Origin of the sequence: Pseudarthrobacter sp. efr-133-R2A-89 (assembly GCF_030209315.1) — a bacterium.
Lineage (GTDB): Bacteria > Actinomycetota > Actinomycetes > Actinomycetales > Micrococcaceae > Arthrobacter.
Genome location: NZ_JARVSE010000002.1, coordinates 472,327 through 496,658 on the forward strand (window position 1 = coordinate 472,327; position 24,332 = coordinate 496,658).

Consider the following 24,332-nt stretch of genomic DNA (forward strand, 5'->3'; position numbering starts at 1 on the left):
GCCGTTAGCCCCGTCCCTGCTTGGCGTACGGGTTCAGGAGGGCTTCCTTCATCTCCGGCGACGCGCCTTCCTCGGTGGCCGTGAAGCCTTCAGCCGGTGGGAACGATTCGGTCATGGAGTGCGGCATGGCGCCGTTCTTGTAGAAGTTGTTGGAGCCCTCCGACGGCTTCCAGGTGTTGGCCTCCCAGTCCGGGACGTAGTTGCGGTAGCCGCCGGAGTTCAGCTCGACGCGCAGGCCGGACGGTTCGCGGAAGTAGAGGAAGTTCTGCTCGCCCACGCCGTGGATGGAGGGGCCGTATTCCATGGCGGTGCCGTTTTCCATCATGACGTCCGCGGTGCGGAGCAGGTCCTCGGTGGTGTCCACCCAGAAGGCGATGTGGTTGACACGGCCGGCACGCTGGGACGTGTCCTTGACGACGCCGAGGTCGTGGGATTTTTCGTTGGTGGTCAGGACCGAGAACACGGTGATGGGTGCTTCGTCCAGGTCCACGAAGGCCATCACGCGGAAGCCCAGGGCGTCGCCGTACCACTTGGCGAAACCGCGGACGTCGGAGGCTGCGACGGTGACGTGGTCCAGGAAGCGCGGTGCTGCGGCGTGGCTGCTGCGGCGCTCCGGCCGGTCCGGGTAGGTGGATTCGAAGCCGGGCTCGGCGACGAACTTTTCCACGTCGTAGAAGAGGCGCATGTGGTGGCCGTAGGGGCCCGTGAATTCGTAGGCCTTGCCGTAGCCGTGGCCGCCTGCGGTCCAGGTGCCCTGCACTCCGGTCGCTTCGATGCGCTGGGCGGCTGCTTCGAGGGCGGCCTGCGAGTTTGTTCGCCAGGCCATCCGGCCCAGCGATGCTTCCGGTCCTTCGGTGACCACCAGGCTGTAGCGGTAGTAGTCGCCCCAGCAGCGGAGGTAGACGTTGCCGTCCACGCGGTCGACGATGCGCATGCCGAACTTTTCCTCGTAGAACCGTGCGGACGCTTCGACGTCCGGGCTGGTGATTTCGAGGTGGGCAAGATGGGAGAGGGGAGTTTCCACGTTGAAGTCCTTCTGGGTTTTACCGGCTGCGGTTTGGTGCAGGTCCTGTTACCACTGTGAGGCACTTCATATATCCGGGGAATGGCAGGTTTTCGATATCAGATATCCGCCACGCTGATACTCCCTCCCCTTGCAACGCCCGCTCACTTGTTGCTCCCAAAACGGCAACGCCCGCTCACTTCATGCTCCCAAAACGGCAACGCCCGCTCACTTCATGCTCCCAAAACGGCGACGCCCGCTCACTTGTTGCTCCCAAAACGGCAACGCCCGCTCACTTTCCTGAAGGGAGTGAGCGGGCGTTGACCTAAAAGGGGTAATAAGTGAGCGGGCGTGCGGCGGGACTATTCCTTGCCGAGGCCGGCAGCCGAGGTCTTCCCGCCGGACACGCTGTTGAGCGCCCGCAGGTCGAAGATGCCGTTGATGTCGGCCTGCTTGGTGGTGCCGGCGGTCACGCCGTCGGCCAGGAGCTTCTGGTAGGTTCCGGCAAGCGGGTCCACGGTGAAGACGATGTTCTTCAGGGACCGGTCAATGACATCCGGTTTCAGCTCCGCGCCGGCGGCTTCCTTCAAGGCGGAATTGATCACCGTGGCCTTGTCGGAGGCAGAAGCGCTGTTCAGCCACTCAACCGATTTCACGTGGCCCTTCAGCAGCGCCTTGACGGTGTCCGGGTGGTCCGCCGCGAACTTCTGGTTGACGATCAGGATGGTGGTGGGGAACTCGCCCGGCTTGCCTGAGAGGGAGCCGTCCCACAGGTCCTTTTCATCCACCAGCACCTTGGCGCCGGCGTTCAGCACCAGACGGGAGGCCCAGGGCTCCGGCAACCACGCGCCGTCGAGCTTTCCGTCCTGGAACAGCTTGAGCGTCTGGGCGTTCTCGGTGGGGTTGATGGCGACGTCGCCGCTGCCGTCCACATTCGTTTTGTAGCCCTGCGATGAGAGCCAGGCCCGAAGGGCGACGTCCTGGGTGCCGCCCAGCTGGGGCGATGCGAGGGTCTTGCCCTTGAGGTCTGCGGCGGAGTTGATCTCCGGCTTGACCACGAGCTGCGCTCCGCCGGCGGCAGCTCCGGCGATGATGCTCACCGATTGGCCCTGGCTCTTGACGAATGAGTTGATGGCCGGGTTGGGGCCGATGTAGGTGGCATCGATGGCGCCCGCGTTCAGGGCTTCGATGGCGGCCGGACCGGCATTGAAAACCTGGGTGCTGAGTTTGGTGCTGCCCAGTTCGTCGGCGATAAAGCCTTTGCTGACGCCCACCAGGGCCGGGGCGTGCGTGACGTTGCCGAAGTAGCCCAGTTTCAGCTCGGCTGCCGGGTTGCCGGACGGGGCGCTTTCCTGGGTTGCGGCCGGGGCGCCACTGTTGACGGCGGAGGCGACGGCGGCGCCACCGCCAACCAGGGCCAGGATTGCGGCGGCGATGCCGATTTTCAGGCCCAAGGGGCGCTTGGGTTTGGCTGGCTGGCCGGCCACGATGCGCGTGGACTTCTGCGGGTTCTGCGGACCGTTGTCCTGCGGGTTGGTCATGGGGATTCCTTTGCTGGGGCGGATGCTGAGACGAGGTTACGGAGCGCTCTCCGGGGCCACAATCGTTCGTGTCGCACTGGTTCACCCGGCGACGCGAAGGCGCAACGCGGCGTCGCGCGGCGTCAAAAAACGTCGTGAAGCGTCTTTTTGCGTGCGGCCCCGCCGGCCCGCAGCGGCGGATGCCAGGACTGTATTTTGCTTGACGGTTAATTAGCCATTCAGTAAAATACTGAGATGGAGAAATTTCGGAGGCCTACATGACAGTTGTGGAAGATCAGCGGCTCGACGCGATGTTCAGCGCTCTTTCCGACCCGACGCGCCGGGCCATCGTTGTCCGGCTCGCCGCCGGCGACGCCACCGTCAACGAACTGGCGGAACCGTTCAACTTGAGCCTTCCGGGCATCTCCAAGCACCTGAAGGTCCTCGAAAGATCGGGATTGATCAGTCGAGGCCGGAAAGCCCAGTTCCGCCCCTGCCACCTGGAGTTGCAGGCCCTCGACGTGGCTGCCGGCTGGATCGAGGAGAGCCGGCGCCTCTGGTCTGAGCGCTTCGACAAGCTCGACCAACACCTCCGCAACCTGCAGGAACCCCCGAATGGAGACCGCCATGAATGAGAACACCCTCCGCTTCACCCGCATCTTCGAGGCGCCACGGCAGCTGGTCTTCAGCTGCATGGTCGAACCCGAGCACCTGACCCACTTCTGGGGTCCGGCCGGCGTCACCACGCCCTTGGACACAATCACCGTGGATGCCCGGGTCGGAGGTGCCTTCACCACCGTCATGGTCAACGACGTCGACGGCAGCACCTACCCGACCAGCGCAAGGTACGTTGAGGTGAACCCGCCCGAGCGCCTGTCGTGGATTGAGGACCACTCGGGGCTGACCGTGACCATCACCTTCACCGAGCTCGGAACACGCCGCACCCAAGTCGACATCGAACAAACGAACGTTCCGGCACCAATGCTGGATCCCGCAGCCCAGGCCGGATTCCTCACCTCACTGGACCGCTTCGAGACCTACCTGGCCCAGCACGCCGGAGCTCACCGATGAGTGCGGACCGCCAGCCCATGGCGAACATAGCAGCCGAGCGGCGGGCGTTTACCAAGACCCTGGAACTGCTGCCCCAGCAGGCGTGGGACGCCCCCTCGCTCTGCGCCGGCTGGCGTGTCCGGGAAGTCGTCGCGCACATGGCCATGCCCCTGCGCTTCTCCACCCCGCGGTTCATCGGCGAGCTGCTCCGCTCCCGCGGCAACTTCACCCGCATGGCGGATCGGGTCGCGCGCCACGACGCCCAGGAGCCGGTCAGCACCCTGCTTCACCGTTGGCGGGCGAACGAGGACACGCTGTGGAAGCCACCAGGCGGTGGACTCCAGGGAGCCCTTACCCACGACATCGTCCATGGCCTGGACATCACCATCCCGCTCGGCCTCAAACATCCGGTCAGCGACGCAAGCCTCCTCACGGTCCTCGACCACGCGGCCAGCCCGCTCAGCCGGAAGCATTTCCGCCTTGACCTGTCCGGCGTCCGGCTCGAAGCCACCGATCTGGACTGGGCCTTCGGAGACGGCGAACCCCTCCGCGGCGCCGCTCATCATCTCCTGATGGTGCTCATGGACCGCCGGCTGCCCAACGGTGCCCTCGCCGGCGGGGCAACTGCCCGGTTCACCACCGCCTGATCCTGCCCCGGCCCCGGCGTGTTCGCTGCGAACTGTTGGGATACTGCATCCTGGCGCGAAATCCCGCGCAAAGGGGACACGTTTATTTTTTGATGCCCTGCCATTTCCAGCAGGGGCATCCTGAAATAGTCTGGGATTTGCCACGCAATTTAGGTGTGGGGATTCAGCAGGTCACTGCGATGTTTTACCGGCCGTGCTGATGAATGGAAGCGGCATGGGGGCCTGGAGTGGGAGGTAGGGGAGTATTCCTTGCAGTAGGCCCGGCTAAGGCGCCGTACTGCACGTGCACCAGTTCCAACGAATAACAATGCAGGAGAAAATCATGTTGCTTTGGATCGCTATTATCATCGCCGTTCTCTGGCTCCTCGGACTGCTCGCCAACATTGGCGGCGGGCTCATTCACATCCTTTTGGTTGTTGCCGTGGTAGTCCTGATCTTCCATTTCGTCCGCGGCAGGTCCCGCGCCTGATGGGCACAAGGGTCCCTGCCGCCGGCCGTGGTGCCGCCGGCGGGGACCCCAAGGGTCAGGCGGCCTTCACCAGCGGCAGTTCGTCCCAATGCGTTGTGTACCGGGGTGAACGCATATTGCGCTTCATGGTCCAGTCAAGGCCGGACTTGACCCCTGCGTACCCCAATCCGATGGAACCCCGCCCAAAGCGGCGGCTGACATCCTCCAGCAGCGGCCCGATGCCGCGTTCCTCGTGCCTGTTCTCGAAAGGCTCCAGCGGCGGCTGGTTGCCCGTGGGCCGAAGATCGGTCAGCATCAGGCCTGCTTTCGCGTATTTGAGCCCTTCCCGGATTTTCGGCAGCAGCGCGTGCGCGGCCTTGGTGAGCAGGAGCGGATCCGCGGTGGGCACGGGAAGCCGGACGCACACCGAAGGGTACGCCTGCTCCTGGTTCCGGAACGGCGAGGTGGCTGCGAACGCCGTCAGCACCTTTGCCTGGAGCCCATGTTTGGACAGGCGTGCGCTCGCCTGCTGGCTGTAAATACCCAGCACCTCCCGCAAACCGGCAGGCGTGGTCACCGGGGTGGCGAAGGAGCGGGAAAAGATCAACTGGTCGCGGCCAACGCGCTCCTCCTCCATGGGAATGCAGGGAGTGCCGCGCAGTTCGAGGACCGTACGCATCAGCACCACCGAAAACTTTCCCCTGATCACCACCGGGTCGGCGTGCATCAGGTCCAGCACGGTGAAGACCCCCATGGCATTCAGGCGCTTGGCCAGGCGCCCGGCGACGCCCCAGATCTCGTCCACGGGCAACCGGCCCATCAAACCCTCCCGCACCGGCGGCGGCACTGACTCCCAGAGGCACACTCCGCCAAATGCGGGATTGTTCTTGGCCCACTTGTTGCACAGCTTGGCCAGTGTTTTGGTGGGAGCTATCCCTACGCACACAGGAACCCCGACATGCCGCAGCACGGCCTCCTTGATCCCGCGGCCAAGGACCAGCAACTGGTCCGGGCCGCCCTTGACGCCGAGGAACGCCTCGTCAATGCTGTACACCTCCAGCCACGCCGAGTAGCGGCCCAGCAGCTCCATGACGCGGGCACTGATGTCCCCGTACAGCTCATAATTGCTGGACCTGGCCACCAGGCCCCATTCTTTGGCCCGCGGCGCGAGCTTGAACCAGGGTTCCCCGGTGGAGATGCCGAGGGCTTTCGCCTCGGGGGACCGGGTAACCGCGCAGCCGTCATTGTTGGACAGGACGACGAGCGGCCGGCCTTCCAGGGAGGGATCGAAGGCGCGCTCCGCCGACGCGTAGAAGCAGTTGACGTCCACGTGGGCGATCTGCGGCATGCGCCGCATGGGAGCCGGTTTAGCCACGAGGCACCTCACACATGATGCAGGCACCGGGTGGCAACGCCCCAGATGGTCAGCTCGGACAAGGCCGGTACCCGAATGTCCGGATACCGCGGGTTTTCCGCCTGTAGCACCACTCCGTTGACGGTGATGCGAAGGCGCTTGATCGTCAGTTCTCCGTCCAGGACGGCGATCACCACAGACCCGTCCCGCGGTTCCAGGGCCCGGTTCACAATGAGTTCATCGCCGTCGCTGATGCCCGCGCCTTCCATGGAGTCCCCGGTTACCCGGACCACGAACGTGCTGGTGATGTCCTTGATCAGGTGGGCGTTCAGGTCGATCCGGCCATCGAAATAGTCCTGTGCGGGCGACGGAAACCCCGCCGCCACTGCCACGGGCGCGATCAGCACGGACAACAAGGAGGCGCCCGCATCTATCACGCGGGGACCGATAACAACGCCCACAACACACCCTTATTCGAAAATATGTTCGATACTTCAGTGTAGCGCCGGAGGCCGACAACGGGACCCGGCGGCCAACGTAGACTTGCAGGATGCGGCTGGTTGCAAGCGATATTGACGGAACGATCCTTGGGCACGACGGAAAAATCAGCCCGCGCACCATACGCGCCTTCCACGCCTGCCGGGATGCCGGCGTCGAACTGGTCTTCGTCACCGGGCGCCCCCCGCGCTGGCTGCACCCGCTCGAGGAGCAGCTGGGCCACGCCGGACGGGTGATCTGCTCCAACGGTGCCGTCGTCTGGGACTTGGAAGCGGACCGACTGGTATCCGCCCGCGCGCTGGCCACCGCTTCCGTCCTGGACATCCGGCGCATCATCAAGGAACTCCGGCCCGCCGCGCTGTTCGCAGCGGAAACGCTCACCGGGTTCCACCTTGAGCCGGGCTTCATCGAAAACGAATCCAGCGAACTCCTCGCCGAATTCACTCCGGCGCCGCTCCATGAAACGCTCACGGGGGACGATTCCGTGGTCAAATTCCTGGCCATTGTCCGGGAGGGCACCCCGGATGACTTCCTCGCCGAGGTGGCGCCCGCCGTCGAACACCTGGCCGCCGCCACCCACTCCTCGCCCGGCGTCGCCATGCTGGAACTGTCCCTTCCGGGCGTGAACAAGGCCGTCACCCTGGCCGAGTACGCGGCCGCACTGGGCATCGATGCCGCCGACGTGGTCGCCTTCGGCGACATGCCCAACGACATCGAGATGCTCCGCTGGGCCGGGCACGGTTACGCGATGGCCAGCGGCCACCCCGAGGCCATCAGAGCGGCGGGCCGGCAGGCACCGCACTTCGACGACGACGGCGTGGCCCAGGTCCTCGAGGCCAGGCTGGCAGCCCTGGGCGTCCAGTTTTCCTGACTCCCGCCCCATACTTCCAGCTGGCGCTCACCTGGCGTTTACCTTTCGCCTGTAGCGTCAAGCGTGGAGGGTTCGCCCCTCACCGGCCGGCTCACAGGGGGTTCCGATGGCACGAAGCGTCAAACAGCGCGCAGCAGACGCGCCGCTGCGCAAGGCAACGCCTGATCCGCACTGGAAGCAGTTGCGCCAGGGCGACAGAGTCCGCGTCCTGCTGTCACCCGGCTTCCAAGCGAGCGGGGTAGTGGACACCATCACCGCAGACCACAGCGCCGTCTGGGTCCACCTGGATGGCGGCCGCGGACGCGTCCTGCTGCACTGCGGCGACGGCGTGGACATCCTGCCCTGCGGCGAGACCGACTGCCGGGACTGACGGTGCGGGCCTCGGGTACGCTCGCAGGGTGACCCTGCCCTTTTTTCAACACCCCGACGACGCCGGGCGGCAGCTTCCCATCGCCATGGCCCACCGGGGCTTCTCGGTGGACGGGCTGGAAAACTCCATGGCCGCGTTCCGCGCCGGCATCGAACTCGGCTTCCGCTATCTCGAAACGGATGTCCACACCACGGCGGACGGCGTGCTGCTGCTGTTCCACGATGAATTCCTGAACCGGGTGACCGACGGCAAAGGAAGGGTCGGGGACCTTGCCGCCGCAGAGGTGGCGAAGGCGCGGATCGACGGCCGTGAACCCATTCCCACGTTCGACGAGCTGGTCACCGGCCTGCCGGAGGCCAGGCTGAACCTCGACGTCAAGGACTGGGATTCGGTGCGGAGCACTGCCGCCGCGATCGAGCGGCACCAGGTGCACCACCGGGTGCTGGTCACCAGCTTTTCGGACCGGCGGCGGCGGGCGGTGCTGAAGCTGCTCAGCCGGCCGGTGGCCTCCTCCGCCGGCGTGGCCTCGAATGCCCTCTTCACCCTCCTGGGACCTGTCCTTCCGCGGGCGGCCTTCCGCCGGATCATGCGCCGGCCGCTCCGCGATATCCAGGCATTGCAGGTTCCCGTGCGGTACGGACGGGTCCCCGTGGTCACCGCAGGCTTCATCCGCCGCGCCCACGACCTTGGCCTGGTGGTGCATGTCTGGACCATCAACGAGGCCGCTGAGATGCACCGCCTCCTCGAGCTCGGAGTGGACGGCATCGTCACGGACCGTGCGGACCTGCTGCGCGAGGTGCTCAGTGCACGCGGCCAGTGGCCGCCGGCGCAGGAACCCCGGTAGGTTCCGTGCCGGCTACTCGCCGGGGCTGGCCAGGTGGCGTTCCAGGCCGTCCACGTCCAGGCGGGTGTTCCAGTTGGCCCAGTCCTCAGGCCGTACCGAGGGGCGGCCCAGCAGGTAGCCCTGGCCGGCGCTGATGCCGAGTTCCGTCAGGACCTTCAGCTCGCCCACTGTCTCAATGCCTTCGGCCACCAGGGTGATGCCGATCTGGTCCGTGAAGTCCACCAGGCAAGCGGCGAGGGCGCGCTGGACGCCGTCTTTGTCCACGTCACCGATCACGTTGCGGCCCACCTTGAGGAAGTCCGGGCGCAGGTGGATCATGCGGCTCAGGGCGCCGGCTCCGGTGTGGGTGTCGTCCACGGCGATCCGGAGGCCCTTTTCGCGGAGGGGATTGAGTGCGGAGATGAACTGAAGGTATTCCTCTTCCGGAATGTCTTCCGTCAATTCGAGCACCACCCGGTCGATGGGGAGCTCGATGTGCTCGAACAGTTCGGGCAGCCGCGGGTCCATGCAGGACGTGGGGGAGATGTTGAGGGACACGTAGAGGGAACCGGGCAGGTCACGGGCAGCTGCTGCAGCCGAGCCCAGGGCGGAGAACTCAAGGTTCGCGCCCAGGCCCACGGCCTCTGCCTCGGCAAACCAGAGTTCGGCGGTGGCGCCGTCGTCGCTGACGAAGCGCGAGAGCGCCTCCACACCCACCACGGCCTTTCCCTCCAGCCCGTAGATGGGCTGGAAGGCGGTCATCAGCATGTGGTTTTCCAGCAGGGCGCTGATCCGGGAGGCGCTGCGGATGGCGTCCAGCTGTTCGGCCAGCTTCGGTGGCAGTACGGGCGGCGCCAGGCGCATCTGCCGTACGGATTCAATGGTTTCCGCCGTGTTGGCGTCGCTCTTCCGGGCCTCCAGGAGATATTCCAGCAGGGCCCGCTCGGGCACGCCGGGATTCTCGTCGAGGCTGTCGCTCAGCCGCTGCCGGACAGCGGCCCCCGCGGGATCCGTATCCGAGAGTACTGCGGCGATAATTCCCCATGCTTGTACACGAACCGACATTAGCTACGCCCCCAGTTGACGAAGTAATGACCCATTGGCCCATTAATGTTCAATTTCAAAAACGCCTTTTAGAGTCCGGTGCTGCTGTGAGACCTGAAATTCCGCGGCGACGAAAAAGCCGGACACCGCACGCTGATCGTATAACGGCGGCCACAAAAGCGCAGTAGTTTGCGCACTACTGGTTAGCGCTTTCCGCCCGCTCTTTCAATAAACCTGGAATCTGGTCGGGTGGGACCGGCCGGCCGAAGTAGTAGCCCTGGGCGCTGCGGCAGTCCAGGCTGCGAAGGATTTCCGCCTGCTCCGCCGTTTCCACCCCCTCCCAGACAGCTTCCAGCCCGCAGGCACGCACCAGCTGGAGGACTGCTGCCACCAGGGCAGGCTGGCTGGGGTCGCTCTCCAGCCCGGTGATCAGCGACCGGTCAACTTTGACCCGGTCCACCGGCAAGCGGCGGAGGTAGCTGATGGATGAGTAGCCGGTGCCAAAGTCGTCGATTTCAATGCCTACGCCCAGGCCCCGCAGGCCGCCCAGCGAGTATCGGTCCAGCTCATTGCCCTTGACGATTGCCACTTCCGTCAGTTCCAGGACCACCTGGTCGGGCCGGACGCGGGTTTCCTTCAGGACGTTGCGCACGTCCTCGATGAACTGCAGGCTTTGGAGGTCCGTGGCGGAGATGTTGATCCGCACCGAGAAATCGCTGTCCACCAGCGAGCTGTCGATCCATTCCCGCAGCTGCCACACAGCGGTCCTGAGGACCCACAGGCCCAGCTCGGAGATCAGCCCCGCCTCCTCCGCCAGCGGGATGAACTCGTCCGGCATGATGAAGCCCCGGGTGGGATGGTTCCAGCGGACCAGCGCCTCCACGCCCTCGACGCGTCCGGTGTTGAGCTCAACCACCGGCTGGTAGTAGAGGGTCAGGCCATCCTCCTTGATGGCTGCGCGCAGGTCATCCACCAGCTGGCTGCGGAGGCGCCGCATCAGCAGCAGCGCGGGTTCGAACCGGTGCAGCTTGTTCTGGCCCTCCGCCTTGGAGGCGTACATGGCGACGTCGGCCTCCATCAGCATGTCCTCCGGGCTCTGGCCCTCGCTGCCCAGGCTGAGCCCGATGCTGGCACCGCAGCGCACGCTGCGGCCGGGGAGCTCGATGGGTTCGCTGAGCGCCGCCAGGATGCGGTGTGCCACGATGGCGGCCTGGTCCGGCGATGCCGTGGGCATCACGATGGCGAATTCGTCGCCGCCCAGGCGGGCAACGACGTCGGAAACGCGCACCGCGCCCCGCAGCCGTTCGCCCACAGTCACCAGCACCTGGTCGCCGGCGGTATGTCCCAGGCTGTCGTTGATGGACTTGAACGAGTCCAGATCCATCAGCAGGATCGCCGGGCACTCCCCGGCCGGTTCCAGGCCCCTTCCGTCCGCGGCCAGCAGGGCGGTCCGAAGGGCTTCGATGAGGGCGGACCGGTTTGCCAGGCCGGTCAGGGGGTCCTGCATCGCCATTTTCTGCATTTCCAGGTGGGCCTCGTGCAGGAGTTGGGTCCGGACCTGGACCCGCTGTTCGAGTTCCTGGTAGATGATCTCCAAATCCTCGGCGAGCAGGTTGGTGCCCATGATGATGGCGTCGAGTTCGTCCCGGGCGGGGGAGACCTCGATCCGGGAGGTGAGGTCGCCGGAAGCGAGACGGACAATGCCTTCCAGCAGCTGGGAAAGCCGGGGGTCGTCGTCGGCAAACATCGCCAGTCCTCCTTCCCGCTTAGTTGACCTGGACGTGGTCGGTGCCAAGGGGAAGGCTGACTGTCACAGTGGTCCCGGCACCCAGGGTGGAGGCCACCTCGATGCTGCCGCCGTGGCGGTCCACGATGTCCTTGGAGATGGCCAGGCCCAGGCCCGTGCCCGGGATGGCCCCGCTCATGGCATTGGAAGCCCGGTAGAAGCGCGTGAACACGTGGTTGATCTCGTCGCTGGAAATGCCGATGCCGGTATCGGCGATCCGGACGGTGGCCCATTTGGATCCGTCGGCACCGGCGTGGGACTCACTGCCCACCTCGATGCGTCCGCCGCTGGGCGTGAACTTGATGGCGTTGGACACCAGGTTGGTGAAGACCTGCTGGAGCTGCACCTCGTCAGCCAGGATCTCCGGATCCTCTGGAACGGGGTCGACGTCGATGGTGACGTTCTGCAGCGTGGCCAGCGGCCGCAGCGCGGCGGCCACCAGGTCAAGGGTTTGCCCAAGGCGTACTGGCGCCAAGTGCATCATGGTGTCATCGAGTCCGCCACGCGAGACGCTGAGCATGTCTTCGATGAGCGTCCGCAGCCGTTCGGTGTTGCGGACCACGATGTCCAGCATCTGGTGGACTTCCTTGGATACCGGGTGCTCAGTGCTTTCCTGGATCATGTCCAGGTACGCCATGATCGAGGTCAGCGGCGTCCTCAGCTCGTGGTTCACGGTGGCTAGGAAGTCCGTCTTTGCCTTGTCGAGTTCCCGCAGCTGTTTGACCACCTGCTGCTGGCTGTTAATCAGGTGGCTTTGGATCAGTCCGTACGCGGCGTTGCCCGCGACGTGCTGGATCAGCCCGAGCTCGGCGCTTGACCAGGTCCTGGGCCGCTCCATCGTGGCGATCCAGATGATGCCCAGGGACGAGTTACCTTCACCGATGGGAACCGCCAGGGTGGAGGCGGCGCCGGCTACGGCGGGTGCCGGCCTGGCGGCGGGATCCGCGGCGGCCTCGCTTCCGTCGGCAGACAGCGTTTCCGTGCCCGCCCAGAGGGCATCTGCCGTGGCTCGGGCTTCGTCCTCGCCAGGCAGGGCTTCGGGGCGCAGCTCCACCAGCCCGCGCCGGCGCCAGGTGGCCGTGATCACCGGGACCCTGTGGTCCTCGAAGGTGGCCAGGACAACGTAGTCGGCCTTGAAGGTCCGGCCGAATCCGGCCACGACGTGGTTGGCAATTTCCTGGGGATCGTTGGTGGCGCGCACTGCCGCGGAAACTTCCCGCAGCTGCTCGCGGAGCCCCTCCGCCTCCTGCCGTGACGCGCGGCGGCGGGATACCTGCTCGATGAGGACCGACGCGCGGTGGACCAGCTCCCGGGGTGCGGGCGGCTTGGTGATGCAGTCGTGGATGCCGGCGGGGTTCGCCGCCTCGATGTCCGCGGGATCGTCCAGGTCCACCATCACCAGGACCGGGGCATTCGTCCGGACCGCTGACAGCGGCGCGTCGGCGACGATGATGGAAGGCTCGCCGGCAGCCAGCAGCCGGGCCAGGGACGCGGAGTCGGCGGCTTCAAGAACGGTGTAGCCGGCCTCCCGCAGTGCCTGTGCGTTAAGGGCCAGGCGCCCGGCGTCGGGATCGGCGACGACGGCGGTGCGGGGCAGGCGCGCGTCACTCGGGACAGCCGTCACAGTGCTCCCTTCCCTCCCAGTTGAGTACATTGTAGGGGGATGCGGTGTGCCGGGGGCCACCATGGCCGTTCCATGGCCGAATCGGCCGCCCAGGGCCGGGGCGCGCCGTAATGTAGCGCAAGGTGCGCCGCCTGCGGGGGCGGGAACATATATTTGAGCCGTGTCCTCCCGAACTAAATCGACGCCGTCCGCCTGGCGGAAGTACCTGATGATCCCCAAGCTCGTCAGGTTGTCGCGGAGCGCTCCCAAGGACCGGCACAAGGCGTGGGACCAGTATTGGGCTGGTATCACCGCCACGGGCCCTGGCGGCGAGGTCCTGTGGGATTCGGGCAGCGACCACGAGTTCCTCGGCTACCAGGACAATCTCCTGCGCTATCTGGACCCGGCCCTCCCGGTGGTGGACGCCGGTTGCGGCCACGGCGGTTTCACCCGGGCGCTCGCGGGTGTCTTTCCGCGGGTTATTGGCGTAGATGTTTCACCGCACGCGGTTGATATGGCGCGGCGGCAGTCCGCGGGAACTGCCAACCCCGCTTTCGAAGCGCGCGATATGACAGCTCCCGGCGCCGGCGCTGCCCTGGCAGAGTCCATCCAGGCGGGTGCTGATGGCGCCAATGTCTTCATTCGCGGAGTCCTGCACGTCCTCGATCCCGCCCACCAGAAGGCGCTCGTCAGGAACCTGGGGACCCTTGCCGGCAACCGCGGCACCGTCTTCATGGCGGAAACCAACTTCCACGGGAACCCGGTGGAGTACGTGTCCCACCTTGGTGCCACCACGCGCGGCATCCCGGCGCCGCTGGAACTGGCCATCCGCGGGTTGCCGATGCCCGGCCACTTTGGCCCCGAAGAACGCGAACGGGCGTTCCCGCCGTCGGACTGGGATGTCCTGGAAGACGGCCAGGTTGCCATCGAAACCAATCCGGTGACGGGCGTCCCCGGGCAGGACCGGGTGCCCGGATATTACGCAGTGGTCCGGCCCCGGCGGTAGCGCGCTGGCCCTGCTTTTCCGCACGTTTCCGCAGGCCTGTGCGCATCTCCGCAGTCCATCCACACAGTGCTCGCCCGGGTCCTTGACATGGGGCGGATCCGGGGGCTCCATGGTAAGTGCGCTTATCAATTGGGCCGCAGGAAAGGAAAGCAGCTGTGGCAGGGGACCAAGGCAACAGCACCCGTAAGTTCATTCCGTCCGGGGCGCTCCGCAGGCTGCTGCTGCCGCCCACCTACGGGTGGCACGTCACCGCCGCTGCCGAATTCACCATCCTGTCCGTGGAGGTGTGGGGGGCCGGGCTGGTGGTCAACATCCATCTGCCCGCGGACGGTGCGCCCGAGCCGCGGCTCATTCTCCAGGATCACTTCGGGACCGAATACGCCCTTCAGGATTCGGCCACGGTGGGCACCCGCAACCTGCAGGTCTTTACCCCGTCGGTGCCTCCCGGCACCAGGAGCCTGACCGTCAGGTCCGAGGATGACGCCAGCCGGCCCGTGGTGACATTCGCCGTCCCGTTGATGGCCGTGCCCGAGAACCGGCCCGGCCTCGCCACCGGACCACGTGGGCGCTCCGGCGCCACCGACGGGTCCTTCGAGCCGGAACTCCGCCGACCCGCCTGACCTGCCGACCCGCCTGGCGGGCCGCATTTCCGGCATCCGGGGCGTCCGTATTACGCTACGGCAAGCGCTTTCCCAGCGCATGCTGGCATGATGGAGCGCATGCGCATTCTTATTGCTCCGGACAAGTTCAAGGGGTCCCTCACGGCGGCGGAAGCGGCCGCCGCCATCGCTGAGGGGGCGCTGCGGGTCTACCCGGATGCCGTGGCCACCCAGTTCCCCATCGCCGACGGCGGGGAGGGGACCTTGGAGGCCGCCGTAGCGGCCGGTTACGAGGAGCGGCTCAACGCCGTGGTGGGACCGATCCTTGCTCCAGTCGGCGCCGCCTGGGCCATCCACAAAAGGGCCGGCGGCAAGGTCACGGCAGTGATCGAGACGGCGCAGGCGTCCGGGCTGGCCGACATGGAACCGACCCCTCCCAACGCCCTGCGAGCCCACAGCTACGGCTGCGGCCAGCTCATCGCCGCTGCCCTGGACGCAGGGGCCACCGAGATCGTCCTGGGCCTGGGCGGTTCGGCAATGACCGACGGCGGCAGCGGTGCCCTGCGTGCCTTGGGATTGAAGCCGCTGGATACCGCCGGGAATGTGGTGCCGCTGGGCGGCGGGTCGCTGGCCGACGTCGTATCCCTGGACACGTCCGGGCTGGATCCGAGGCTCGCGGCCACCACGTTCCGGATCGCCGTGGACGTCCGCAACCCGCTGTATGGCCCGTCCGGTGCAGCCCACGTCTTCGGCCCCCAGAAGGGTGCGGACCCGGAGGCTTCGGAACTGCTCGACGCCGGCCTGCGCAACTGGGCGTCCATACTGCGGGAAGTGACGGGCCGGGACGTGAACGTCCCCGGAGCGGGCGCCGCCGGCGGCTTCCCGGCGTCGTTCCTTGCCTTCACCGACGCCACGCTGGAGGGCGGCTTCGCGCTGGTGGCCGGCCTGACCGGCCTGGCCGGCCAGCTGGACAGCGCGGACCTGGTGATCACGGGCGAGGGGTCCATGGACTCGCAGTCGCTGACCGGCAAGGCGCCCATTGCGCTCGCGGATGCAGCCCGGGAGCGCGGGATTCCGGTAATCGTGGTGGCCGGCCGGATCCTGGTCACCATGGAAGACCTCGCCGGGCATGGCGTGGTGGCAGCGGCGCAGTTGCTGGACGTCGCAGCGAGCCCGGACGACGCCGTCGCCAACGCGGGCAAGTACCTCGCCTGGGCAACAAGCCAGGTGCTCGAAGGCGCCTAACCGGCCAGGGGTTAAGGGGGCCCAAGTCCGCCTTACTGCGCCTCGCCGGGAGGGAGCGGGGCGGGCTTCGCCGAAGCCCGCCTGTTGAGTCGGAGCGGAACGAATACCAGCAGCACCACCATGACGCCCAGCAAAGCTCCACCGGCGGTGACTCCGGCCGAACGTCCGGCCGCGACGTCGAAGACGAGGGCTGCCGTGCCCGCGCTGAGCAGGGCGATGCCGCCAAGGGCAATCTTGGTGATGGTGTCCGCGCTGGATACCAGTGTTTCCTTCAGTCGTTTCCGGAACAGCCTGCGGTGCACGCTGACCGGCAGGAGGATGAAGGCGGTGGTCAGGGCCGCCACCACGACGTTCGCGAGGTAGAGGCCCACCTCCACGCCATCAAGCGTTGCAAACCGCTGCTGGAACGGCAGCGTCAGCAGGAAGCCGGCCAGGATCTGCACCCCGGTCTGGAGCACACGAAGCTCCTGCAGGAGTTCTGCCCAGTTGCGGTCCAGCTGCTCCTCGCGGGTCTCATTCCGTCCCGTACGGCCCGTATAGTCCTCCACATCGGACACCGGTCCTCCTTCCTCGCAGGCCACGTCCCAGGTCTTCTTTCTACTCCTCCCGTACCCGGAAACAAGGCGCCCCCGTTGCACTTGCACCCATATTTGATAAGTTTGCTGATTATCACCCGAAGTTGGCACGCAGGAGGAAGCATGACGCAGGAAAACCAGCAGGCTGAACCCGAGTCCGCCCCGGGCGGTTACGGCACCCCCACGGCCGAGCAGGAAGCGGCCGGTACGCAGGGCCAGGAGTCCGGCGGCGGGTCTTCCGCCGGCGCAGACACCAACTCACCCCAGCAGGAAGCGGGCCAGGAACCCGTCCCGCACGACATGGACCTCCCCTCCAGTGCCGCGGAAATCGATGAGTCGAATGACGATTCCCAGGGCTCGTCGCCGGTTTCCTCCGAATCCGGCGAGGAAGCCACGGGCCTTCCGGACGGCAGCGGAAACGACCTCCCGCAGGAGGAATCGCCCAATGACGACGACGAGAGCTTCGACGCCGGATAAAGCGACCTAAGACGGTGGCCCTTGGATCAGGTACTGGTTCCAGGGGCCACCGTTTTGAGGTAGTTCCGGATCCCGCCAACCACCAACTGGTGGTCCTTATCGGAGGCCAGCCCGGACACAGTAACCGCGCCGATGACGCCGGCTCCACGCACCCGCAGGGGGAAAGAGCCGCCGGCCAGGGTGTAGTCGGCGGGGTCCAGCCAGCCGCCTCCAAGCGGGTTGCGGTCCGAAAATTGCTCCGCGAGTAAAGCGGTGCTGTGTTCAAACCGCAGCACGGAGTTGGACTTCCGCCGGATCCACTCCTCCTGGTCTGCCGTAGCGCCGGGGAGGATGCAGCGAAAGAGGACCACGTTGTGGCGGCGGATATCAATGGCCACGCCGAAGCCTTCCGTTATGGCACGGCCGGCTATCAACGATCCCAGCCGCCAGGCGGCATGGTGGTCAAAGCTTTCGAAGACGAGTTCCTCTTCCTGCCGGCGAAATTCGGTGAGCCGCTGGGATTCGGTCATGCTGTATCGGCCTCCGTGGGGCTGGCAAGCGGGTAGGCAACGAACGCGAAGCGCGTCGAGTCCGGGGACCAGCTGTTGACGTTGAGGGTTCCTTGGCCGCCGGACAGCGGCCAGGTGTGCAGCGGAGTGGTCCAGTCATCTGTCGGGACAAGGACGACGGCGACCGGCCGGTCTGCAGGATGGCCTTCCGTACCGCCCGGGAACCGGACATACGTGGCGCAGCGACCGTCGGGGGAAAGGTGCGGAAACCAGTCGACGGTGCGGCTTTCGAGGAGTTGTTCGAAGCCGGTGCCATCTGCACGGATGCGGGCGAGCTGGGCATGACCGTGCGTGGTCGAGAAAGACTCCGTGTTGAAGTAGAGCCATTTCCCGTCCGGCGAGTATTCGGGCCCGTCGCAGTGGCCCGGCCCGACGTCCACGCCGGTGGCGGCACCGCCGGCAGACGGCATGGTCATCAGCCGGCCGGGCCGGGTAAAGTCTCCCGCCTCGATTCCCACGTAGGCCAGATCCTTGCCGTCCGGGCTCACTCCGTGCAGGAAGTGGAGTGAGCCGTCGTCGCTGGTGATGCGTTGGACGGCGCCGCCGTTGAGTGCGCCGCGGTAGATGTGGCCGTCATTGGCGGACAGGAAGATGGTTTCGCCATCAGGGGCCAGGACATGGTCGTTATTGATCTCGGGGATGCCCGTGAGCGGGACCTCGGCAAGCCCGCCGGAGGCAACGTTAAGGCTCCAGAGTTTCCCATCCCCGTTCAGGATCAGCGATGATCCATCGAGGGACCAGTTGGGCGCCTCAAGGAGGATTCGGTCCGTGCTGAACAGCAGTGTCGATTCCCCGGTCAACGACGCGATCCACACCTGGCACTGCTGGCCCGGTAGGAGGGTTCGCATGCGGCGTCAGTCGTTGCTGCTGAAGGCGGCGTCGAAGCTGGTTTGGGAGGCGGGGAAGTCGTACTTCTTCAAGGCGGCGAGGGCTTCGGGGGCTCCGTGGAGGCGGTCCATGCCGGCGTCTTCCCATTCGATGCTGATGGGGCCGTTGTAGCCAATCGCGGACAGGGCGCGGAAGGAGGCTTCCCACGGGACGTCGCCGCGTCCGGCGGAGACGAAGTCCCAGCCGCGGCGGGGGTCGCCCCAAGGCAGGTGGGAGCCCATCACGGTGTTGCGTCCGGTCTGGCGGATCTTGGTGTCCTTGCAGTCCACGTGGTAGATCCGGTCCTTGAAATCCCAGATGAAGGAGACGGGGTCGATGCCCTGCCACATCATGTGCGAGGGGTCCCAGTTCAGGCCGAATGCTTCGCGGTGGCTGATCGCTTCGAGGGTGCGGACGGTGGTCCAGTAGTCGTAGGCGATCTCGGAGGGGTGGACTTCGTGGGCGAACCGGACGCCTTGTTCGTCGAAGACGTCCAGGATGGGGTTCCAGCGGTCGGCGAAGTCCTGGTAGCCGGCGTCGATGACTTTTTCCGGGACGGGCGGGAACATGGCCACGTACTGCCAGATGGCGGAGCCGGTGAACCCGACGACGGTGTCCACCCCGAGTGCTTTGGCGAGCCGGGCGGTGTGTTTCATTTCCTCGGCGGCGCGGGTGCGGACGCCTTCGGGGTCGCCGTCGCCCCAGACTTTGGAGCCGACGATGGCCTGGTGCCGGAAGTCGATGGGGTCATCGCAGACGGCCTGGCCTTTGAGGTGGTTGGAGATGGCCCAGACTTTGAGGTTGTACTTGTCCAGGATCTCGAGTTTGGACTCGACGTAGCCGGGTTCGTCCCAGCGCCAGGCGTCCAGGTGGTCGCCGGAGACGGCGATTTCCAGTCCGTCGTAGCCCCAGCCGGAGGCCAGGCGCGCGACTTCTTCGAAGGGCAGGTCGGCCCACTGGCCGGTGAACAGGGTGAAGGGGCGGGGCATGGGGGCTCCTTGGTGGTGGGGTGCTAGTGGCGCACGACGGTGAGGGTGCTCTTATTGGCTGCGGATTCCTCCACGGCGTCCAGGACGTACTGGACGTTCAGGCCTTCTTCGAACGACGGCGAGGGCTGGGTTCCGTCCCGGACCGCGAGCAGGAAGTCGCGGACCTGGTGGGTGAAGGTGTGTTCCCAGCCGATGATGTGGCCCTGCGGCCACCACGCCTCCAGGTAGGGGTGCTCGGGTTCGTTGACCAGGATGCGGCGAAAGCCCTGCTCACGGACCGGGAGGGTGGCGTCCAGGAAGCCGAGTTCATTGAGGTTTTCCAGGTCGAACAGGAGGCTGCCCTTCTCGCCGTACACCTCGATCTGGAGGGAGTTCTTCCTGCCGGTGGCCACCCGGGACACCTCCACTGAGGCGACCGCCCCGGAGGTGAGGGACAGCGTGGCCCAGGCGGCGTCGTCGACCGTCACTTCTTCTAGGCCGCCTGCGGGACCACTTGTGCCGGGGCGGCGGTCCACGAAGGTGTGCAGCCGGCCGCTGACCTCGCTGACCTGGTCGCCAAGGAGGAAGAGGACCTGGTCGATGGCGTGGCTGGCGATGTCCCCGAGCGCGCCGGACCCGGCGGTTTCCTTCCGCAGCCGCCAGGTCATGGGCGCCTGCGCATCGGCGAGCCAGTCCTGGAGGTAGGCGGCGCGGACGTGCCGGACCGTGCCCAGGCGGCCCTCGGCGATCAGTTCCCTGGCCAGGGCCAGCGCCGGGACGCGCCGGTAATTGAATCCGATCATCGACTGCACTCCCCGGGCACGTGCCTTGGCGGCCGCGGCCGTCATGAGTTCGGCCTCGGCCAGCGTGTTGGCCAGGGGCTTCTCCACCAGCACGTGCTTGCCCGCCTCCAGCGCTGCGATGGCGATCTCGGCATGCATCCAGCCCGGCGCGCAGATGTCCACGATGTCGATGTCATCTCGTTCAATCACGGTGCGCCAGTCGGTGGCCGACTCCGCCCAGCCATACGCGGCCGCGGCCTCGGCCACGGCGCCGGCGTCCCGGCCCACGAGGACCTTCTGCTCGAAGGCCGGGACGTCGAAGAAGCTGGCCACGTTCCGCCATGCGTTGGAGTGCGCCTTGCCCATGAAGGCGTAACCGATCGCCGCGACCCCCAACGGGCGGGAGGGCGTGGATTCGGAGGGGTGTGCGGGTGTGCTCATGATGCGTTCCTGCTGCCTGTCAGAGGGTGGCGGTTTCCGGAGCCCAGTCCTCCGGGATGGCGGAGGATGCCGGGGCGGAGCTCTCGACGTCGATGAACGTGCCGGAGTCGATGGACTCACTGATGGAAACCATGGTGTCCAGCACGTGGTACGCCAGGTCTCCGGTGGCGCGGTGCGGGACGCCGGCGCGGATGGACCGTGCCATGTCCAGGACGCCCATGCCGCGGCCGTTGGCAGGCCCGGTGGCCGGAACAGTGGTCCAGTCCTCGTCGCCGGCGCGCCAGAGCTTGATGTCGCCGGTGAAGTAGTTGGGATCCGGCAGCGACAGGGTCGCTTCGGTGCCCGTGATCTCCACGAAGCCCATCCGGGTCCGGGGGGACTCGAAGGAGAAGACGCTGTGCGAGGAGGCGCCGGACTCGAACTGCGCCATGGCCGAGACGTGCGTGGGCACCTCGACCGTGAATTCCTCGCCCGCCTTGGGGCCGGAACCGATCACGCGGACATCCTTGGCCTTGGACCCGACGGCGGCCACCTTGCGGATGGAGCCGAACGCCTGGACCAGGGTGGTGAGGTAGTACGGGCCCATGTCGAACAGCGGGCCGGCACCGTGCTGGAAGAGGAACGCCGGATTGGGGTGCCAGGACTCCGGGCCGGGGGTCTGGAACGTGGTCATTGCCGTCAGCGGGGTGCCGATGTCGCCGCCCTGGATCAGGCGCAGGGCGGTCTGGATCCCGGCACCGAGGAACGTGTCCGGGGCGCAGCCCAGGCGGATACCGGCGGTGTCCGCCGTTTTGAGCAGGCCAAGCCCGGACTCGCGGTCCAGGGAAAAGGGCTTTTCGGTCCAGACGTGCTTTCCGGCGTTGACGGCGGCGGTGGCCACCTCCACGTGTGCTGCCGGGATGGTGAGGTTGACGATGATTTCGACGTCGGGATGGTTCAGGGCCTTCTCCACCCCGCCCCACTCGGGGACGCCGTACTCCTTGGCACGCGCCTCGGCGGCTTCCTCGAAGAGGTCCGCGATGACGTGGACCTTCAGGTCCGGGAACGCCGTGAGGTTGTCCAGGTACTGCTTGCTGATCACGCCGGCGCCGATCACGCCGACGCCCACCGGGCCCTTGCGGGGAGATTTTGCTGCGGGGGTGCTCACGCGGTGGCTCCTTCGGCTGCGGTGTTGCTGTTCAGGAAAGCGAGGGATTCGGCGATGCCTTCGAAGATGTCACCGGCGTAGTCGTCGAACTCCACCACTCCCACTTCAAGCGACGTGGCCGCGGCGATCACGTCCATGACCGGCACCTTGCCCTGGCCTGCCGGCTGCTGGGCCTTGTTGTCCCTGGTGAGGGGGCCGTCCTTTATGTGGATGAACTTCACCCGGTCACCCAGCTTGGCCAGGATGTCCACCGGGTCCTGCCCGCCGACAGCAACCCAGTACGTGTCCACTTCGAGGACGAGTTCCGGGTCCAGCAGGGATTCGAAGTATTCCAGGGCGGTGCGTCCCTCGATGGTGGACTCCAGTTCCCAGGCGTGGTTGTGGTAGCCCACCCGGATGCCGTACTCGGCCCCCTTCCTGGCAGCCTGGTTGAGCTTTTCGGCGGTGGCCTGGATGTCTTCGGCCTTCTGCCAGTGCTCGGCGGGCAGGAACGGGTCGATGACCGTGCTGATCCCCAGTTCCTTGGCCGCGGTGAAGATTTCGTCCTGGTCCTGGCTCAGCAGCGGGGCGTGGCCGGACGGTGCGGTGAGGCCGTTCTCTTTCAGGGCTGCGCCGAGTTCCTTGGCCGTGGCCACGAAGTTGTAGGGCTCCACCTGGGTGAAGCCAATATCGGCAACCTTCTTGATGGTGCCGGGCAGGTCCTCGGAGATGGCATTGCGGAGCGTGTAGAGCTGAAGCGAGTAGGACATGGGTTTCCTTAACGGTGTTGGGAAGCGGTTGGACGACAGCCGGAGGTCAGCGGCCCGCGAGGGAGCCGCCGATGCCACCGACGCTGAAGTATTTGTTCAGGGCGGCGAACACGATGACGGGCGGGAGCATCATGACCACGGCCAGGGCCATGACTGAGGTCCAGTCTGTCGCGTTTTGCTGGAAGAAGGACTGCACGCCCATGGGAAGGGTGAAGATTTCGTTGGAGCGGAGGAAGACGATGGCCACGAGGTAGTCGTTCCAGGCCAGGAGGAAGGCGAAGATGGCGGTGGAGAGGACGCCGGGGAGGGAGTTCCGGAGGACCACTTTGGTGAAGGATCCGAAGACGGAGCAGCCGTCGATCCAGGACGCTTCCTCAAGGCTGATGGGGATGGAGTCGAAGTACGCGGCCATCATCCAGGTGGCCACCGTCATGGTGGAACCGACGTAGATGATGGTCAGGCCCAGGAGGTTGTCCACCAGGCCCATCCCGGCGAACAGGATGAACAGCGGCACCACCGAGGTGATGATGGGCAGCGACTGCATGACGAACAGGAGCAGGGAGTAGCCGGAGACGGCCTTGGACCGGCCGCGGGAGAGGACGTAGCCGGCGGGTGCGGCCACCGCGACCGATACCACCACGGTGGAGAGGGTGGTGACCAGGCTGTTCTTCAGCCAGGTGGCGGCAAGGGTCTTGGAGAAGACGTTGCTGAGGTTCTCGAAGGTCAGGCCGGTGGCGGTGCTGTTGGGGCCAGGGGTGAACGCGAGCACGATGGTGACCATGATGGGCACCAGCACGATCGCGGTGATGATGAGGATGGCGATGAACCGCCACCAGCGGCCGCGTTGGCCGGCTTCGGAGAGTACCCGGCGGGTGTTGCCTGCCTGGTCGACGCCGAGGGCCGGGCCGGACTGGGGATGGGCGTGGACTGCTGCGCTCATTATTCGACACTCGACTTTCGGATCTGGCGGTACAGGATGACCGAGATGACCACCAGGGTCATGGTCATGAGGAAGGCGATGGCCACGCCGGGGCCGGTGGCGAAGTCCTGGAACACGGTGCGGTAGGCCAGGACCACCAGGGAGGTGGTGGCGTTGACCGGGCCGCCGCCGGTGAGCAGGTAGATGGTGGGGAAGTCGTTGACGCAGAAGATGGTCATCAGGATCCAGCTGATGTAGGTGGAGCGGGCGATCAGCGGCAGGGTGATCTGGGTGAATTGCTGCCAGCGGCTGGCGCCGTCCATGCTGGCGGCCTCGTAGACGGTGGTGTCCACGGACGCCAGGGCGGCCGAGATCATCATCATCATGAACGGGAAGCTGACCCAGACTTTGAAGACCATCACGGTGATGGAGGCCAGGGTGGGGTCTGCCAGGAACAGCGGGGTGCCCAGGCCGAGGTTCCGGAACAGTGCGGGAATCAGGCTGTCCGGGGTGGCCACCAGCCAGTTCCAGGCGGTGGAGGACACCACGATCGGCACCACCCAGGGCAGGAGCAGCAGGACCTTGAACGTGTTGCCGGCGGGGATCTTGGTGCGCAGGAGCAGGGCCAGGCCCAGGCCCACGAGCCAGGATCCGAACACGCCGACGATGGTGAACCAGAGGGTGAACTGGGCGGCTTTCCAGAACGCCGGCGAGGTCAGGACGGTGGTGAAGTTCTGGACGCCGACGAAGTTGCCGGTCTGGAGCAGGTCGCCGTCGTGCGTCGCCTGGACCGCGGCATAGATCAGCGGGTAGCCGTGGATCAGGACCAGGAGGACCACAGAGGGGAGCAGGAGCCAGAAGAAGGTCCTGGTGGCCTGGGCCGAGAGTTTGCTCTTGCGTTTGCCGGGGGCGGCCCCGGACCCGCCGGGGGCAAGCCCGCGGCGGGCCCGGGCGAGGCCGGATTGTGCAGTGGTGGAGGACATGGCGGGCGC

General features: G+C 66.3%; 27 protein-coding genes. 11 read left to right on the top strand and 16 right to left on the bottom strand.

Features of this window, described 5'->3' with window-relative positions; all coding sequences use genetic code 11:
• Positions 1 to 4: 4 nt before the first annotated feature.
• Complete coding sequence (locus QRM95_RS04905; RefSeq protein ID WP_285246702.1) at positions 5 to 1,024, bottom strand: VOC family protein; 1,020 nt, start codon at positions 1,022 to 1,024, stop codon at positions 5 to 7.
• Positions 1,025 to 1,365: 341 nt separating this feature from the next.
• The gene (locus QRM95_RS04910; protein ID WP_285246703.1) at positions 1,366 to 2,544 is read right to left on the bottom strand and encodes an ABC transporter substrate-binding protein; all 1,179 of its coding nucleotides are present in this window, start codon (positions 2,542 to 2,544) and stop codon (positions 1,366 to 1,368) included.
• A gap of 257 nt (positions 2,545 to 2,801) precedes the next feature.
• Here QRM95_RS04910 and QRM95_RS04915 point away from each other — a divergent pair, with 257 nt between their 5' ends.
• The 4 genes from QRM95_RS04915 to QRM95_RS04930 all read left to right on the top strand — a co-directional run bounded on the left by QRM95_RS04915 (position 2,802) and on the right by QRM95_RS04930 (position 4,689).
• Positions 2,802 to 3,158, top strand: coding sequence for an ArsR/SmtB family transcription factor (locus QRM95_RS04915; protein ID WP_285246704.1), 357 nt, complete (start codon positions 2,802 to 2,804; stop codon positions 3,156 to 3,158).
• Complete coding sequence (locus QRM95_RS04920; protein WP_285246705.1) at positions 3,151 to 3,594, top strand: SRPBCC family protein; 444 nt, start codon at positions 3,151 to 3,153, stop codon at positions 3,592 to 3,594. Before QRM95_RS04915 ends, QRM95_RS04920 begins: the two co-directional genes overlap by 8 nt.
• A 17-nt stretch (positions 3,595 to 3,611) precedes the next feature.
• Positions 3,612 to 4,220, top strand: a complete 609-nt coding sequence (locus QRM95_RS04925; RefSeq protein ID WP_285246706.1) for a maleylpyruvate isomerase family mycothiol-dependent enzyme — start codon at positions 3,612 to 3,614, stop codon at positions 4,218 to 4,220.
• Between the two features lie 322 nt (positions 4,221 to 4,542).
• Positions 4,543 to 4,689, top strand: coding sequence for a lmo0937 family membrane protein (locus QRM95_RS04930; RefSeq protein WP_109044233.1), 147 nt, complete (start codon positions 4,543 to 4,545; stop codon positions 4,687 to 4,689).
• A 55-nt stretch (positions 4,690 to 4,744) separates the two neighbouring features.
• Here QRM95_RS04930 and QRM95_RS04935 read toward each other — a convergent pair whose 3' ends face one another.
• Both QRM95_RS04935 and QRM95_RS04940 read right to left on the bottom strand, forming a co-directional pair.
• Positions 4,745 to 6,025 carry a Y-family DNA polymerase gene (locus tag QRM95_RS04935; RefSeq protein WP_285246941.1) on the bottom strand — a complete coding sequence of 427 codons (1,281 nt, stop codon included), beginning with the start codon at positions 6,023 to 6,025 and terminating at the stop codon, positions 4,745 to 4,747.
• A 26-nt stretch (positions 6,026 to 6,051) separates the two neighbouring features.
• Positions 6,052 to 6,483 (bottom strand): LexA family protein, encoded by a 432-nt coding sequence (locus QRM95_RS04940; protein WP_285246707.1) that lies wholly within the window; start codon positions 6,481 to 6,483, stop codon positions 6,052 to 6,054.
• Between the two features lie 89 nt (positions 6,484 to 6,572).
• Between QRM95_RS04940 and QRM95_RS04945 the strand changes: the two genes are divergently transcribed.
• The 3 genes from QRM95_RS04945 to QRM95_RS04955 all read left to right on the top strand — a co-directional run bounded on the left by QRM95_RS04945 (position 6,573) and on the right by QRM95_RS04955 (position 8,605).
• Positions 6,573 to 7,391: an HAD family hydrolase gene (locus QRM95_RS04945; protein ID WP_285246708.1), complete on the top strand. Its 819-nt coding sequence runs from the start codon at positions 6,573 to 6,575 to the stop codon at positions 7,389 to 7,391.
• A 106-nt stretch (positions 7,392 to 7,497) separates the two neighbouring features.
• Entirely contained in the window at positions 7,498 to 7,761 is a 264-nt protein-coding gene (locus tag QRM95_RS04950) for a hypothetical protein (RefSeq protein WP_285246709.1), read from the top strand.
• 28 nt (positions 7,762 to 7,789) lie between these two features.
• Complete coding sequence (locus QRM95_RS04955) at positions 7,790 to 8,605, top strand: glycerophosphodiester phosphodiesterase family protein (protein WP_285246710.1); 816 nt, start codon at positions 7,790 to 7,792, stop codon at positions 8,603 to 8,605.
• Between the two features lie 12 nt (positions 8,606 to 8,617).
• On the opposite strand, the gene QRM95_RS04960 is transcribed toward QRM95_RS04955, so the two are convergent.
• The 3 genes from QRM95_RS04960 to QRM95_RS04970 form a co-directional block, all read right to left on the bottom strand.
• Entirely contained in the window at positions 8,618 to 9,649 is a 1,032-nt protein-coding gene (locus QRM95_RS04960; protein ID WP_285246711.1) for an EAL domain-containing protein, read from the bottom strand.
• 175 nt (positions 9,650 to 9,824) lie between these two features.
• Complete coding sequence (locus QRM95_RS04965; protein ID WP_285246712.1) at positions 9,825 to 11,375, bottom strand: putative bifunctional diguanylate cyclase/phosphodiesterase; 1,551 nt, start codon at positions 11,373 to 11,375, stop codon at positions 9,825 to 9,827.
• A 19-nt stretch (positions 11,376 to 11,394) separates the two neighbouring features.
• On the bottom strand, positions 11,395 to 13,038 hold the full coding sequence (locus QRM95_RS04970) for a sensor histidine kinase (RefSeq protein WP_285246713.1): 1,644 nt from the start codon (positions 13,036 to 13,038) through the stop codon (positions 11,395 to 11,397).
• Positions 13,039 to 13,246: 208 nt separating this feature from the next.
• On the opposite strand from QRM95_RS04970, the gene QRM95_RS04975 reads away from it, so the two are divergent.
• From QRM95_RS04975 to QRM95_RS04985, 3 genes are all read left to right on the top strand, one after another.
• A complete protein-coding gene (locus tag QRM95_RS04975) occupies positions 13,247 to 14,023 on the top strand; it encodes a class I SAM-dependent methyltransferase (protein ID WP_285246942.1) in 777 nt (258 codons plus the stop codon).
• A gap of 155 nt (positions 14,024 to 14,178) precedes the next feature.
• Positions 14,179 to 14,643, top strand: coding sequence for a hypothetical protein (locus QRM95_RS04980; protein WP_285246714.1), 465 nt, complete (start codon positions 14,179 to 14,181; stop codon positions 14,641 to 14,643).
• A gap of 99 nt (positions 14,644 to 14,742) precedes the next feature.
• Positions 14,743 to 15,867, top strand: a complete 1,125-nt coding sequence (locus tag QRM95_RS04985; protein WP_285246715.1) for a glycerate kinase — start codon at positions 14,743 to 14,745, stop codon at positions 15,865 to 15,867.
• A 32-nt stretch (positions 15,868 to 15,899) separates the two neighbouring features.
• Here QRM95_RS04985 and QRM95_RS04990 read toward each other — a convergent pair whose 3' ends face one another.
• Positions 15,900 to 16,424, bottom strand: a complete 525-nt coding sequence (locus QRM95_RS04990) for a DUF6328 family protein (protein WP_285246716.1) — start codon at positions 16,422 to 16,424, stop codon at positions 15,900 to 15,902.
• 141 nt (positions 16,425 to 16,565) lie between these two features.
• On the opposite strand from QRM95_RS04990, the gene QRM95_RS04995 reads away from it, so the two are divergent.
• Positions 16,566 to 16,919, top strand: a complete 354-nt coding sequence (locus tag QRM95_RS04995) for a hypothetical protein (protein ID WP_285246717.1) — start codon at positions 16,566 to 16,568, stop codon at positions 16,917 to 16,919.
• A gap of 26 nt (positions 16,920 to 16,945) precedes the next feature.
• Here the strand turns inward: QRM95_RS04995 and QRM95_RS05000 are convergent, their stop codons facing one another.
• From QRM95_RS05000 to QRM95_RS05035, 8 genes are read right to left on the bottom strand one after another with little or no spacing between them, the layout of a single operon-like run.
• A complete protein-coding gene (locus QRM95_RS05000; protein ID WP_285246718.1) occupies positions 16,946 to 17,428 on the bottom strand; it encodes a heme-degrading domain-containing protein in 483 nt (160 codons plus the stop codon).
• Positions 17,425 to 18,315, bottom strand: coding sequence for a TolB family protein (locus QRM95_RS05005; RefSeq protein ID WP_285246719.1), 891 nt, complete (start codon positions 18,313 to 18,315; stop codon positions 17,425 to 17,427). Before QRM95_RS05005 ends, QRM95_RS05000 begins: the two co-directional genes overlap by 4 nt.
• Before the next feature lie 6 nt (positions 18,316 to 18,321).
• Positions 18,322 to 19,323 (bottom strand): sugar phosphate isomerase/epimerase family protein, encoded by a 1,002-nt coding sequence (locus QRM95_RS05010; RefSeq protein ID WP_285246720.1) that lies wholly within the window; start codon positions 19,321 to 19,323, stop codon positions 18,322 to 18,324.
• 23 nt (positions 19,324 to 19,346) lie between these two features.
• Positions 19,347 to 20,525, bottom strand: a complete 1,179-nt coding sequence (locus QRM95_RS05015; RefSeq protein ID WP_285246721.1) for a Gfo/Idh/MocA family protein — start codon at positions 20,523 to 20,525, stop codon at positions 19,347 to 19,349.
• A gap of 19 nt (positions 20,526 to 20,544) precedes the next feature.
• Positions 20,545 to 21,672 (bottom strand): Gfo/Idh/MocA family protein, encoded by a 1,128-nt coding sequence (locus QRM95_RS05020; protein WP_285246722.1) that lies wholly within the window; start codon positions 21,670 to 21,672, stop codon positions 20,545 to 20,547.
• Positions 21,669 to 22,421, bottom strand: a complete 753-nt coding sequence (locus QRM95_RS05025) for a sugar phosphate isomerase/epimerase family protein (RefSeq protein WP_285246723.1) — start codon at positions 22,419 to 22,421, stop codon at positions 21,669 to 21,671. Before QRM95_RS05025 ends, QRM95_RS05020 begins: the two co-directional genes overlap by 4 nt.
• Positions 22,422 to 22,467: 46 nt before the next feature.
• On the bottom strand, positions 22,468 to 23,361 hold the full coding sequence (locus QRM95_RS05030; RefSeq protein WP_285246724.1) for a carbohydrate ABC transporter permease: 894 nt from the start codon (positions 23,359 to 23,361) through the stop codon (positions 22,468 to 22,470).
• A complete protein-coding gene (locus QRM95_RS05035) occupies positions 23,361 to 24,323 on the bottom strand; it encodes a carbohydrate ABC transporter permease (RefSeq protein WP_285246725.1) in 963 nt (320 codons plus the stop codon). The genes QRM95_RS05030 and QRM95_RS05035 overlap by 1 nt, the downstream gene beginning before the upstream one ends.
• Positions 24,324 to 24,332: the final 9 nt, after the last annotated feature.